Origin of the sequence: Photobacterium alginatilyticum (assembly GCF_009910675.1) — a bacterium.
GTDB lineage: Bacteria > Pseudomonadota > Gammaproteobacteria > Enterobacterales > Vibrionaceae > Photobacterium > Photobacterium alginatilyticum.
This window is the reverse complement of sequence record NZ_RSEJ01000029.1, coordinates 21,104-34,707: the sequence shown is the minus strand read 5'-3', so window position 1 is coordinate 34,707 and position 13,604 is coordinate 21,104. Positions and strand designations below refer to the sequence as shown.

At 54.8% G+C, this 13,604-nt stretch carries 12 protein-coding genes; 5 read left to right on the top strand and 7 right to left on the bottom strand.

Annotation, left to right across the window (positions count from 1 at the left end):
* Positions 1-203 precede the first annotated feature (203 nt).
* From EIZ48_RS22560 to EIZ48_RS22545, 4 genes are all read left to right on the top strand, one after another.
* Complete coding sequence (locus EIZ48_RS22560; protein ID WP_160656637.1) at positions 204-971, top strand: DeoR/GlpR family DNA-binding transcription regulator; 768 nt, start codon at positions 204-206, stop codon at positions 969-971.
* Positions 972-991: 20 nt separating this feature from the next.
* Complete coding sequence (gene glmS, locus EIZ48_RS22555) at positions 992-2,827, top strand: glutamine--fructose-6-phosphate transaminase (isomerizing) (RefSeq protein WP_160656634.1); 1,836 nt, start codon at positions 992-994, stop codon at positions 2,825-2,827.
* A 296-nt stretch (positions 2,828-3,123) separates the two neighbouring features.
* On the top strand, positions 3,124-3,501 hold the full coding sequence (locus tag EIZ48_RS22550) for a helix-turn-helix transcriptional regulator (protein ID WP_075762005.1): 378 nt from the start codon (positions 3,124-3,126) through the stop codon (positions 3,499-3,501).
* A gap of 249 nt (positions 3,502-3,750) precedes the next feature.
* Positions 3,751-4,110, top strand: a complete 360-nt coding sequence (locus EIZ48_RS22545) for a helix-turn-helix transcriptional regulator (protein ID WP_160656631.1) — start codon at positions 3,751-3,753, stop codon at positions 4,108-4,110.
* A 61-nt stretch (positions 4,111-4,171) separates the two neighbouring features.
* Here the strand turns inward: EIZ48_RS22545 and ilvA are convergent, their stop codons facing one another.
* The 5 genes from ilvA to ilvG are packed head-to-tail and all read right to left on the bottom strand — an operon-like array spanning position 4,172 to position 10,488.
* Positions 4,172-5,725 carry a threonine ammonia-lyase, biosynthetic gene (gene ilvA, locus EIZ48_RS22540; protein ID WP_160656628.1) on the bottom strand — a complete coding sequence of 518 codons (1,554 nt, stop codon included), beginning with the start codon at positions 5,723-5,725 and terminating at the stop codon, positions 4,172-4,174.
* A 4-nt stretch (positions 5,726-5,729) separates the two neighbouring features.
* Positions 5,730-7,571 carry a dihydroxy-acid dehydratase gene (gene ilvD, locus EIZ48_RS22535; RefSeq protein WP_160656624.1) on the bottom strand — a complete coding sequence of 614 codons (1,842 nt, stop codon included), beginning with the start codon at positions 7,569-7,571 and terminating at the stop codon, positions 5,730-5,732.
* 60 nt (positions 7,572-7,631) lie between these two features.
* Positions 7,632-8,573, bottom strand: coding sequence for a branched-chain amino acid transaminase (locus EIZ48_RS22530; protein ID WP_160656621.1), 942 nt, complete (start codon positions 8,571-8,573; stop codon positions 7,632-7,634).
* Positions 8,574-8,593: 20 nt separating this feature from the next.
* Complete coding sequence (gene ilvM / locus EIZ48_RS22525) at positions 8,594-8,842, bottom strand: acetolactate synthase 2 small subunit (protein WP_075762001.1); 249 nt, start codon at positions 8,840-8,842, stop codon at positions 8,594-8,596.
* Positions 8,842-10,488 carry an acetolactate synthase 2 catalytic subunit gene (gene ilvG / locus EIZ48_RS22520; protein WP_160656618.1) on the bottom strand — a complete coding sequence of 549 codons (1,647 nt, stop codon included), beginning with the start codon at positions 10,486-10,488 and terminating at the stop codon, positions 8,842-8,844. Before ilvG ends, ilvM begins: the two co-directional genes overlap by 1 nt.
* Positions 10,489-10,901: 413 nt before the next feature.
* On the opposite strand from ilvG, the gene EIZ48_RS22515 reads away from it, so the two are divergent.
* Positions 10,902-12,434, top strand: a complete 1,533-nt coding sequence (locus EIZ48_RS22515) for a YifB family Mg chelatase-like AAA ATPase (protein ID WP_160656615.1) — start codon at positions 10,902-10,904, stop codon at positions 12,432-12,434.
* A gap of 24 nt (positions 12,435-12,458) precedes the next feature.
* Here EIZ48_RS22515 and EIZ48_RS22510 read toward each other — a convergent pair whose 3' ends face one another.
* Both EIZ48_RS22510 and EIZ48_RS22505 read right to left on the bottom strand, forming a co-directional pair.
* Positions 12,459-12,929: a 2-thiouracil desulfurase family protein gene (locus EIZ48_RS22510; RefSeq protein WP_160656612.1), complete on the bottom strand. Its 471-nt coding sequence runs from the start codon at positions 12,927-12,929 to the stop codon at positions 12,459-12,461.
* 65 nt (positions 12,930-12,994) lie between these two features.
* Entirely contained in the window at positions 12,995-13,597 is a 603-nt protein-coding gene (locus EIZ48_RS22505; protein WP_160656609.1) for a thiol:disulfide interchange protein DsbA/DsbL, read from the bottom strand.
* Positions 13,598-13,604 lie beyond the last annotated feature (7 nt).

Genomic DNA, 13,604 nt, shown 5'->3' with positions numbered 1-13,604 from the left:
GGTCGTTTTTGGGTAATAAAAGGCAAGGGCTCTCCTTGCCTTTTTTGTATCCGAGCGACCACATTGATTCTCTTTCCTTCCCTCTCCTTTCTTCACTATATCTTCTTTTTTATGAAAAATTAATTGCATAATCTTGATCGAGAAAGTTTTGATCTGCTACCATTTCTTTCAAATCGAAACTTTAAACTATCAGTTCGTAATTTATGTCGAAGCGAAATACCCAGCAGCGCCGTCATGCCATTGTCTCCATGGTCAATGAAGCCGGTGAAGTCAGCGTTGATCAGCTGGCGAAGTTTTTTGCCACCTCGGAAGTCACCATTCGAAAAGACCTTGCCGCCCTGGAAAAGAACGGTTTATTGCTGCGCCGTTATGGCGGTGCAATTGCGATGCCGACTGAAATGGTTTGTGAGGTAGAGGAAAATGTTTCGGTTCGTAAGTTAGCGATTGCCAAGGCGGCTGCTGAGCGGATCCGTGACCATAACCGGGTCATCATCGACAGCGGCAGTACCACGGCGGGCCTGATTGGCTTGCTGGGTGGCAAGCAGGGGCTGATAGTGATGACTAACTCGCTGAGCGTCGCCAATGCTTTGAATGAGCTGGAGGACGAGCCGACTTTGCTGATGACCGGCGGTACCTGGGATCCGCATTCGGAAGCGTTTCAGGGCCAGGTGGCGGAGTCTGTGCTGCGCTCCTATGACTTTGACCAGTTGTTTATCGGGGCTGACGGCATTGATATTGCACGCGGTACCACGACGTTCAATGAACTGATCGGGCTGAGCCGGGTGATGGCCGAGGTGTCACGCGAGGTGGTGGTGATGGTCGAATCGAGCAAGGTTGGACGCAAGATCCCCAACCTTGAGCTTCCCTGGTCGAATATCAGTACCCTGATCACCGACGACGGCTTGAGTGACGAAGCGAAACAACAGATTGAACAGCATGGCGTACAGGTGATCTGTACGGCATCGGAATAAACTTTTAGAGAGAAACGATTATGTGTGGGATTGTTGGTGCAGTAGCACAGCGTGATGTGGCTGAAATTCTTGTCGAAGGCCTGCGTCGTTTAGAATATCGCGGCTATGACTCTGCCGGCGTGGCGGTGGTTGATAGCGAGAGTAATCTGACTCGCGTTCGCCGCCTGGGTAAAGTGCAGGAGCTGGCCGATGCTGTCGAGCAGTCACCGCTTGTCGGTGGAACCGGTATTGCCCATACGCGCTGGGCAACGCATGGCGAGCCGTCAGAGGCTAATGCCCACCCGCATATGTCCGGTGACAACATTGCGCTGGTCCATAACGGGATCATTGAAAACCATGAAGAACTGCGCGAGTTGCTGACAGAGCGCGGCTATGTTTTTGTTTCGCAGACTGACACCGAAGTGATTGCTCACTTGGTTGAGTGGGAGCTGCGCACGGCAGCTACTTTGCTTGAGGCGGTACAGAAAACAGCGGCTCAGCTTGAAGGTGCCTACGGGACGGTTGTAATGGATCGCCGCGATCCAGAGCGTGTTGTGGTTGCGCGTTCCGGTAGCCCGCTGGTGATTGGCCTGGGTGTCGGCGAGAACTTCCTGGCCTCGGATCAGCTGGCGCTGCTGAATGTGACCCGTCGCTTTATGTTCCTTGAAGAAGGCGATGTGGCTGAAATCACCCGCCGCGAAGTGAATATCTTTGATGTTGACGGCCAGCCGGCCACTCGTGAGGTGCACGAATCTAACCTGCAGCAGGATGCCGCTGACAAGGGTCAGTATCGTCACTACATGCAGAAAGAAATTTATGAGCAGCCTAGTGCGCTGATCAACACTATGGAAGGCCGTATCGGCAGTGATTCTGTGATTGTTGAAAGTATCGGCAACGGTGCAACCGATATTCTGGAGAATGTCGAGCATGTGCAGATTGTCGCCTGTGGTACTTCCTACAATGCCGGTATGGTTGCCCGCTACTGGTTCGAGGCAATGGCCGGTGTGAGCTGTGATGTCGAGATCGCCTCGGAGTTCCGCTACCGCAAGTTTGTTACCCGTCCAAATAGTCTGCTGATCACCCTGTCCCAGTCGGGCGAGACTGCCGATACGCTGGCAGCCCTCCGTTTGGCCAAAGAGAAAGGCTATATGGCAGCAATGACTATCTGTAACGTTGCTGGCTCATCATTGGTTCGTGAATCTGATCTGGCCTTCATGACCCGTGCCGGTACCGAAATCGGTGTGGCATCGACCAAGGCATTTACCACCCAGCTGGTAACGCTGCTGATGTTTGTGACCGCCCTGGGTAAAGAGAAGGGCCTGATTGATACGGCCAAAGAGAAAGCGATTGTTGATTCTCTGCATTCGCTACCGACCCAGGTTGAGAAAGCTCTGGCATTCGACAAGCCAATCGAGCAGCTGGCCGAAGATTTTGCCGACAAGCACCATGCCCTGTTCCTTGGTCGCGGTGAGTTTTACCCGATTGCCATGGAAGCGTCGCTGAAGCTGAAGGAGATTTCTTACATTCACGCCGAGGCCTATGCGGCAGGTGAGCTGAAGCACGGTCCGTTGGCGCTGATTGATGCTGACATGCCGGTTATCGTCGTGGCACCAACCAATGACTTGCTTGAGAAGCTGAAGTCGAATATCGAGGAAGTACGTGCCCGTGGCGGCTTGCTGTATGTTTTCGCTGACAGCGAGGCAGGCTTCGAAGAGGTTGACGGGATGAAGATCATTACCATGCCTCGTGTCGATGAAGTGATTGCCCCTATTTTCTACACAGTACCGATGCAGCTGCTGTCGTACCATGTCGCGCTGATCAAGGGAACCGATGTGGATCAGCCGCGTAACCTGGCGAAGGCCGTGACGGTTGAATAACTGACTTTTTGAGAGTCTCAGTAATGAGAAAAGGCGCCAACTTTGGCGCCTTTTCTCGTTTTTGAGCATGGGAGAAGCTACTCTCTAGACAAGATTGACTAGTTTTATTGCGAAATAGGAAAAAAGATCTGCATTGTGACGAACTGCAACTCATAATAAGAATCTCATCAATAACAATATTTTTAAGTGATTGATTTTTAAGTATTTTATTTCTTTCTGTAAAGTTGGCTTATGTTATGCACCCCTAGGATTGAAAGCTGGGCAGTATTCATTTAATTCTGTATTGGAGGTTAGACATGACAGATCCCAAAGCGAAAATTGCGGCGCGAATTAAGGAAGCGCGTGAGTGGAAAGGGCTTACCCAGGTCCATATGGCGCAGCAGTTGCGTGTCGCTCGCCAGACCTATCTCGATCTGGAAACTGGAAAGACCGAACCCAAAGTCAGGCTGCTATCTGAGATTTCGGAAATCACCGAGCGCCCCCTGACTTGGTTTGTCTACGGTGACGAAGGGATAGAAATCCTGGAAAGTGAGTACAAAGAGGAAATAGATCGTTTGTTACAATACTTTAGCCGTCTCCCCCACTCGGCCAGAAATGTTATTTTGCAGCAGAGTATTAATCTGGCCGGCTTTATGGCGGAATACACCCGGGCACTGACTCAGAAAGACAAATAAATTCCATATCAATACGCATTTAATTACTATGCTTTTTGTATGTATACAATATTTTACATTGGTGATTTAAGTTGTCTGCTTTGCTCGACATTGACTGTATAGGCTCACAGTTTCGTTAGATCTGTAGTGAACTTATGCAATTCTGTTAGATAATTTCCCGTTCTTTGACACTTTTTCCTGCAATTACAACTTGTTGTCTTTGCCTGAGAGGAAGGTTAGTTAGGGACATAATTAACAGATGGTGGCTAAATGCAAAGCTCAAAACCACACATTGCGGCGCGAGTTCGAGATGCCAGAGAGTGGAAAGAGATTTCGCAAGTTGCAATGGCAAAGCGCCTTGATATTGCAAGGCAAACATACCTTGACCTTGAGTCGGGGAAAACCGAGCCAAGGATAACAACCCTGATGAAGATTGCGGAGATCACCGGGCGACCATTGACCTGGTTTATTGAAGAGGGGACGATCCCGCAGTCTGTACACCAGCATGCTCAGAGCCAACAGTTGATCGAATTGTTAGATAAGGTGCCGGAGCCACTGAAAACCAAGATCATTGCTCACCAGATAGGCATGATAAGTAGCTATATCGAGCACTTGGATTCTGTGAAATAGCGCATCAGTACCGAATAAAAAGCAGCCCGAAGGCTGCTATTTTAGTGAGTCATACATGGCGTTACTGCGCCAGGAAGAACTTATAGGCAGGGTTATCTGTTTCATCCTTCCACTGGTACCCCAGCTCACGGAGATGGCTGGTGAATGACAGCAAATCATGGTCTTCCAGTTCGAACCCGCATAATACCCGGCCGTAGTCAGCACCATGGTTGCGGTAGTTGAACAAACTGATGTTCCAGTGTGTACCGAGCGTATTCAAAAACTTCAGCAGCGCCCCCGGGTATTCCGGAAACTCAAAGCTGTATAGCCGCTCTTTTAATGGTTTCGACGGTCGGCCACCGATCATGTAGCGGACGTGGACCTTGGCCATTTCATCGTCAGACAAATCAACCACCGGATAGCCGCCTTTGCGAAGGTCGTGGATGATGCTGTCCAGCTCTTCCTGTCCCTGCAGCAAGCGGACACCGACAAAGACATTGGCCAGAGCATCGTCGTTGTAGCGGTAGTTAAACTCCGTCACTGCCCGCCCGCCGATAATATGGCAGAAATCCAGAAATGCTCCCGGTCGCTCGGGGATCGTGACGGCCAGCAATCCCTCGCGTTTCTCACCCAGCTCGCAACGCTCCGATACATAGCGCAGGCCATGAAAGTTCAGGTTGGCCCCCGACAGAATGGCGGCTAGTTGCTGATCTTGCAGCTGGTGCACTTCGGCATATTTTTTCAGCCCGGCTAGCGACAGAGCCCCGGAAGGCTCGGCAATGGCACGGGTATCTTCGAAGATGTCTTTGACGGCCGAGCAGATTTCGTCACTGGTCACCGTGATCACATCATCGATATATTGCTGGCAAAGCCGGAAGGTTTCTTCTCCGATCCGTTTTACCGCGACACCATCGGCAAACATACCGACTTGATCCAGCGTCACCGGCTCACCGGCATCGAGTGCTGCCTTGAGGCAGGCCGAGTCTTCTGCCTCGACCCCGATAACCTTGATTTCCGGCATCAGTTGCTTGAGCAGTACTGACACCCCTGCGGCCAGACCACCACCACCCACTGGTACAAAGACATAGTTGAGATGGCCGTTTTGCTGGACCAGTTCAATGCCTATCGTGCCTTGTCCGGCAATGACGGACGGGTGATCGAACGGCGGAATGAAGGTATAGCTATGCTGGGCTGCCAACATCTCGGCATGGGCCTTGGCTTCGTCGAAGTTGCCGCCGTGAAGGACGACCTTGCCGCCGAAGCTTCTGACCGCATCCACCTTGATATCCGGTGTGGTACGCGGCATGACTATGGTGGTGCTGACCCCGAGCTGCTTGCCTGACAGCGCCAGCCCCTGGGCGTGGTTGCCTGCCGAGGCGGCAATCACCCCGGCCTGGCGTTGTGCCTCAGTGAGCTGGGCCATCATGGTATAGGCACCGCGCAGCTTGAATGAATGGACCGGCTGGCGGTCCTCCCGTTTAAGCTGGACGCTGTTGCCCAGCCTGGCGGCCAGGCGGTTCATGGTCTGCAACGGGGTGACCTGGGCCACCTCGTAAACCGGTGCCCGAAGAATATCGCGAAGGTAGTCGGCTCCGCTTGGTAGCGCTACATCCCCGGCCTGTTTCACTTCGCTCATCATTCTATCCTTCCAGCTTGGTTTTATCTCGGACAGCCCCTTTGTCGGCGCTGGTGGCAAGCAGTGCATAGGCACGTAACGCGTAAGACACCTCGCGCTGGCGGTCGGCTGGCTGCCAGCCCTGCTGGTTGTTCACCTCGCGGCGCTGAGCCAGCTCCTGCTCGTCGATTTGCAGTTCAATGCTGCGGTTCGGAATGTCGATATCGATGATATCGCCGTCTTTTATCAGACCAATGGTCCCGCCGGCAGCAGCTTCTGGGGAAACATGACCGATCGACAGGCCACTGGTGCCGCCGGAAAAGCGGCCGTCAGTGATCAGGGCGCACTCTTTACCCAGTCCCATGGATTTGAGGTAGGTGGTCGGGTACAGCATTTCCTGCATGCCCGGCCCGCCTTTAGGCCCCTCGTAGCGGATCACCACCACATCGCCCGCTTTCACCTTGCCGCCGAGGATCCCCTCAACAGCGGTATCCTGGCTTTCGAACACTACGGCCGGTCCGCGGAAGGTCAGGCAGCTTTCGTCGACACCGGCGGTTTTGACGATACAGCCGTCAACGGCCATGTTGCCCGATAGCACTGCCAATCCGCCATCCTGGCTGAAGGCGTGCTCTTTGCTGCGGATACAGCCGTTTTCACGGTCGTCATCGACGCTGTCCCAGCGGCAGTCTTGCGAGAAGGCCTTGGTGGTGCGGATACCGGCAGGGCCGGCGCGATAGAAATCTTTGACTTCCTGCGATTCTGTTACCGAAATATCATAATGGGCCAGCGAGTCGGCGAAGGTCTGTCCTAGTACGTTATAGCAGTCGCTGTGCAGCAGGCCAGCTCGGTTGAGCTCGCCCAGGATACCGTAGACGCCGCCGGCACGGTGAACGTCCTCCATATGGTATTGCTGGGTTGACGGTGCGACCTTGCATAGGTGCGGTACCAGGCGCGACATCCGGTCGATGTCTTCCATAGTAAAGTCGATTTCGCCTTCCTGCGCGGCTGCCAGCAGGTGCAATACCGTATTGGTCGAGCCGCCCATGGCGATATCCAGTGCCATGGCATTCTCGAACGCTTTCTTGGTGGCAATGCTGCGCGGCAGCGCGCTGGCATCATCTTTCTCGTAGTAGCGGCGGGTTAGATCGACAATGCGCTTACCGGCATTGATAAACAGTTGCTCGCGGTCGGCATGGGTGGCCAGCATCGAGCCGTTGCCCGGCTGGCTTAAACCCAATGCCTCGGTCAGGCAGTTCATCGAGTTGGCGGTGAACATGCCCGAGCAAGAGCCGCAGGTCGGACAGGCCGAACGTTCGATTTGCTCGCTCTGCTCGTCGGACACCGTCGGATCGGCACCCTGGATCATCGCATCAACCAGATCGAGTTTGAGGATCTGATCAGACAGTTTGGTCTTGCCCGCTTCCATCGGTCCGCCCGATACAAAGATCACCGGAATATTGATCCGCAGTGCGGCCATCAGCATTCCCGGGGTGATTTTGTCGCAGTTGGAAATACACACCATCGCATCGGCGCAGTGGGCGTTGACCATGTATTCGACAGAGTCGGCAATCAGCTCGCGTGACGGCAGGGAGTACAGCATGCCGCCGTGCCCCATCGCGATACCGTCATCGACGGCGATGGTGTTAAATTCTTTGGCGATCCCGCCGGCTTTTTCGATCTCGCCGGCCACCAGCTGCCCCATATCTTTCAGGTGGACGTGGCCCGGTACGAACTGGGTAAACGAGTTCACCACCGCGATAATGGGTTTACCAAAATCCTCGTCTTTTACACCGGTTGCACGCCATAGGGCGCGGGCGCCGGCCATATTGCGGCCGTGGGTCGTGGTGGCTGAACGGTACTTAGGCATAACTGCAAATTCCTTTTTCTAGCCGCCCGGAGGAAGGACCGGGCGGCTATGTGAGTTAACTTATTTATCGGCTGATTCTGGGTAAACCGGATCCAACCAGCCCCACTTGTCTTCGGTCTGGCCGTTGAACAGGCCAAAGAAGGTCGACTGGATCTTTTCGGTCACCGGACCGCGTCGTCCTTCACCGACGGTGATCTGGTCAACGCTGCGAACCGGTACGATTTCAGCAGCGGTGCCTGTCATAAACACCTCGTCGGCCAGATACAGCGCTTCGCGGGCAATGTTTTCTTCGCGGATTTCGTAGCCGAGCTCTTTGGCCAGCGTCATGATCGAGTCTCGGGTGATACCCGGCAAAATGGCACTGGTGGCCGGTGGCGTAGAAATCACCCCGTTGCGAACAACAAAGATATTCTCGCCGGCCCCCTCGGACAGGTAACCGTCAACGCTCAGGGCGATACCCTCGGCATAGCCGTGGCGTCGTGCTTCGCCGCCGACCAGCAGTGAGGACAGGTAGTTACCGCCGGCTTTGGCCGCGGTCGGAATGGTGTTTGGTGCGGCACGGTTCCAGCTGGAAATCATGGCATCGACACCGTTGGCCAGTGCGTCCTCACCCAGGTAGGTGCCCCAGGAGAACGCGGCGATGATCAGGTCCATCTCGGTTTCCGGCGGCGGGCAGACACCAAGGCCGACATTCGGCACGTAGCCGAGCGGGCGAATATAGGCCGACGTCAGCTTGTTTTCGCTTAGGGTCTGGCGGCAGGCTGCCATCAGTTCGTCGACTGAGTAGGGAATTGGAAAGCGGTAGATTTTCGCCGAATCCTTCAGGCGTTGCATGTGCTCCTTGTGACGGAATACGACCGGGCCGCTGGGGGTGTCGTAGCAGCGGATCCCTTCAAAAACAGAGGTCCCGTAGTGCATTGCGTGGGTCAGTACGTGTACTTTGGCATCTTGCCATGGAACAAGCTCACCGTTAAACCAAATATAATCTGCTGTGTTTGCCATTTTGTGTCCTTCCTTATGCGCTAATCACGCTGTTCCAATATTGTTGTTTTGACCGTGCGGATATCCCATAGCTTTTCTATTTGATTGATAAGCGTGCTGATGGGGCGGTCACTGTCTACGATTATTTCTACACTGGCTATCTTACTTTCATGGTTTTGTGTTGCCGTGACTTGCTTGATGATAAAACCACGGTGACGAATGACGCGTAGTACGCGCTCTAATAATACTGGCTTATCATCCGCTTTGATGTCGAGTAAATATCTATCCATTAAGTATTCTCCAGCATATCTTGGTTTGCTGCGCCGGGCGGAACGAGAGGCCACACATTTTCTTCTTCGGAGATCAGAACGTGAAGCAGGTACGATGTTTCGCTCTCCAGCATTTCTTTCAAAGCCGGCTCTACCTCGGCCTTGGTGGTGATGGTTTTGCCCGGAATGCCGAATGCACTGGCCAGGGTAACGAAATCCGGGTTGTCATCGAGGATGGTTTCGCTATGGCGGCCGTCAAAGAACAATGACTGCCACTGACGTACCATGCCCAGCCGCTGGTTGTTGATCAGGACCATCTTGACGGGAATTTGTCGGCGCTTGAGGGTGCCGAGCTCCTGGACGTTCATCATGAAGGAGCCGTCGCCCGAGACCAGAATTGACTCATCGTCCGGTCTGGCGACCTTGGCTCCCATGGCGGCCGGCAGACCGAAACCCATGGTGCCCAGTCCGGCCGAGGTTATGTAATTTTGCGGCTCGCGAGGCTGGACATGCTGCGCGGCCCACATCTGGTGCTGGCCGACATCGGTCGAGACCATCGCACTGTCTGGCATCATGTCCGACAGCTGTTTCAGCAGCAGCGGTGCGTAGATGAGATCGCCGGGGTGGTTATAGCGCCACTTGAACTCGGATCGCAGGCTCTCGCTGCGTTCTACCCACGGCGTAATATCCTGGGAAAGCTCAAGCTGCGGCAGAATGGTATTGATATCACCGCGCAGCGGGGCATGGGCATGACGTAGCTTGCTAAACTCGGCTGCATCGATATCCAGGTGGATCACCTTGGCGTGGGGGGCAAAGGTATCCAGCTTGCCTGTTACCCGGTCATCAAAGCGGGCGCCGACAACGATCAGCAGATCGGACTCCTGTACCACCAGGTTGGCGGCTTTGGTGCCGTGCATGCCGAGCATGCCCAGGTAGTGAGGGTCGTGGCGCTCGATGGTACCGAGCCCTTTTAGCGTACTCACCGAAGGCATTGGATTCATGGTCAGGAAATGACGTACGGTCTGGGTCGCCTTGGCCAGCTGTACCCCGCCGCCGACATAGAGCACCGGGCGCTGGCTTTGCGACAAAATGCGCTGGGCGTTGGCGATGCATTCATCGGAGGCGACCGGCATGGCCGGCGGCGCAACAAACGGCAGTGTCTCGACCGGCGCCTGAGCGAGCTGGACATCTTTGGCGATATCGACAATGACCGGACCGGGGCGGCCGCTCTTGGCGACTTCGAAGGCCTCGGCCAGCGTCGGGGCGAGCTCGTGGATATCGGTAACCAGGTAGCTGTGCTTGGTACAGGACAGCGACATACCGATGACATCCATTTCCTGGAACGCATCGGTCCCTATGTGCGAGCTGGCAACCTGTCCGGTGATGGCCACCAGCGGGATGGAGTCAAGAAAGGCATCCGCCAGGCCGGTAACCAGGTTGGTCGCTCCCGGACCGGAGGTGGCCATGCAGACGGCGACATCCTGGGTGGCTCTGGCCATGCCGATGGCTGCCATGGCGGCACCTTGTTCGTGGCGACAGAGGATGTGCTCGACCCCGCCGTCATAGAGTGCGTCATAGATGGGCATGATAGCCCCGCCCGGATAACCGAAGACCGTGGATATCCCCTGCTGCTGCAGCGCTTTAACAACTAACTCTGCTCCCGTCATCGCTGCTCCCCTTTTCCTTGCTCGTGTGTTGCTGAAAGCTGTATTGGTGGTATTTCCAGCATAATTACATCCAATGTCTAAAAAAAAGCCCCCGGACCGTTCGGTGCGGGGGCTTTCTGCGTTTGTTGTGTTTGTTGCTACTTTACGCCTGCCAGCCCCTCTCGCGGTGAAATAATCACCACGATGACGATGAGAATGAGTGCGATAGCGTTGGCGTTAAATGGCATCTACTGTCTGTCCAGTTTTATTGTTTATTTGTTGCTCTTCCTAAGTGGTAACACAGACATCTGTCGCATGACAAGTAAAAAGTGAAAATTAATTAGCAATCTTTGTGCATAAATAGGCTATTTGTGAAACGGAATTTCTTATTTTTATTAACTTAAATGGGTGATATTTCACCGGGGAAAGAGATCATGACTCTTGCGATTGTTCATAGCCGTGCCTGCGTCGGTGTCGATGCACCGCCAGTAACGGTTGAAGTGCATATCAGTAACGGGATGCCGGCGCTGACGCTGGTCGGGTTGCCGGAAACGACGGTCAAGGAAGCCCGGGACCGGGTACGCAGTGCGATTGTGAATGCCAATTTCGAGTTTCCCTCCCGGCGTATTACGGTGAATCTGGCACCGGCCGATCTGCCCAAGGAAGGCGGGCGTTTTGACTTGCCGATAGCCTTGGGGATCCTGGCCGCTTCTGAGCAAATACCGGCAGATAGCCTGCAAAGTTATGAATTTTTAGGCGAGTTGGCGCTTTCTGGCGAGCTGCGTCATGTCAAGGGAACCTTGCCTGCGGCGCTGGCGGCGAAGCAGGCTGGCCGTTGCCTGGTGGTGCCCGACAGCAACGGGGAGCAAGTGGCCCTGGTGGGTCGGCATATTCATAAATCGGCACCGGATCTGCTGGCCGTCTGCGGGCAGTTATGCGGGCAGCACCAGCTGGAACTGCGCGTTCGCAGCGAGGCGAAAAATGCGCCAGCGCCGCACTCTTCCGGCCGTGACATGCAAGATATCATAGGCCAGCAACAGGGCAAGCGGGCCCTGGAGATTGCTGCTGCCGGAGGCCATAATTTGCTGTTTCTCGGCCCACCCGGTACCGGTAAAACGATGCTGGCTTCGCGGTTGTGTGATTTGCTGCCGGAGATGACTGTTGATGAGGCGCTGGAAACCGCTGCAGTGGCATCGCTGACCCAGCAGGCATTGCATGAGGGTAACTGGCGCATCCGGCCGTTTCGGACTCCTCACCATTCAAGTTCGATGGCGGCACTGGTCGGCGGCGGCTCGGTGCCGAGGCCGGGGGAAATCTCTCTGGCCCATAACGGGATCTTGTTCTTGGATGAGATGCCGGAGTTCGAGCGCAAGGTGCTGGACTCACTGCGCGAGCCGCTGGAATCGGGGGAAATCGTGATATCGCGTGCGACCAGCAAGACCTGCTTTCCGGCGCGTTTTCAGCTGATTGGGGCGCTGAACCCGAGTCCGACCGGGTATTACGAGGGAAACCAGGCCCGAACCAATCCGCAGGCCATCCTGCGCTATCTCGGACGCCTGTCCGGCCCGTTGCTCGACCGTTTTGATATGTCGATTGAAATCCCGGCCCTGCCGCGCGGCACACTGGCCGAAGGTGGCGACCGGGGTGAACCGACGGCAGATGTCAAAAATCGGGTTTGGCAGGCCAGAGAAGAGATGCTGGTACGTTCCGGCAAGGTCAATGCCCTGCTGTCGACCCGGGAGCTGGACCGACACTGCGTACTTGCCAAAGCCGATGCCGAGTTTCTCGAGACGGCCCTGCATCAGCTTGGGCTGTCTATTCGTGCCTATCACAGGATCATCAAGGTTGCCCGGACCATTGCTGATCTGGCTGGTTGCGCACAGATAGAGCGGGGACATCTGGCCGAGGCGCTGGGCTACCGGGCGATGGATCGACTGTTGAAGCAACTGACGGCGCAGGTTGTCTAATGGCTGAGGTTTCGTCGGCTTTATTTAGGTTTTATCTTCGAGGCTGTTGAGGGCGAATGCTAGTTCGTCAAGCTGATATTCGCTAAATACTTTGATGCCGTGTGCGGTGAGGGCCGCCGCTGCCAGCCCCTGTCCGGTGACCTTGGTGCCGTCAAACTGGCCATTATAGATAAAGTGACTGCCGCAGGAAGGGCTGTTTTCCTTCAGCAGCGCAAGTTGGATATTGTGCTGCCGGCAAAGTGCAACGGCTGCCTGGGCACCGGCATGAAATGCGGCTGTCACATCATCGCCGGTGATGGTGGCGACGTTGCCGTCGGTCTGGATTTCGGCGGGTGGTCGCGGTGTCGGCAGACCGCCGCTGATCTCGGGGCAGAGGACGACAAACCGCCCCTGTTTTTTCCACTCATCAAGAAGCGGATGGGTAACGAGGTTGTCGTTACCGTCATACCGTACGGCATGGCCGTACAGGCAGGCACTGATCAGGATTTTTTCCACGCGCTCTTCCCTGGTCTCCAAAAAAAAAGAAGGGCCAAGCGGCCCTTCTTTTCAAGTGTAACGGGTTATTTTTTCAATAGGAAGTTAACCAGCTCGAAGTACTCGTCGGCCGATTTAACTTTGCCTGTCTGTACCAGGTACTTGTTGTTGACGATAACGGCTGGTACACCGGTCAGGCCGCTGTCCTGGAAGGCTTTGTTGGCACGGTTAACCATAGAGTTGACGGCAAAGCTGTTGAAGGCACCGTCGAAGTCATCGGCACTGATCCCCTCGTCGATGAAGATTTGGCGTAGTTCTTGGTCATTGCGAGGTGGTTTTTGCATCCCATGGACACGGTTGAACAGGACCGGCACCATTTTGTCCTCGACATTAAGGACCACGGAAGTGGCATAGGCCTTGCTCATTGATGGCCCCATGGAGCCACCCATGAAAGAGACATGGTTTTTCTGCAGTTTGGCATTGTCCGGCAGGGTTTTCTTCAGCTGCTGGATCATTGGCTCAAAGCTATTACAGTGCGGACAGAAAAATGAGAAATACTCAGTGACAACCGGGCTGGTGGACTGCGGCAGATCCAGCACTTTGTAGTAATCACCTTCTGTGAATTTAGCTGCCTGAACAGAGAAAGACAGTAAAGCGACGCTTGCCAGCGCGAGTAGTTTCTTAAACATGTTGCGA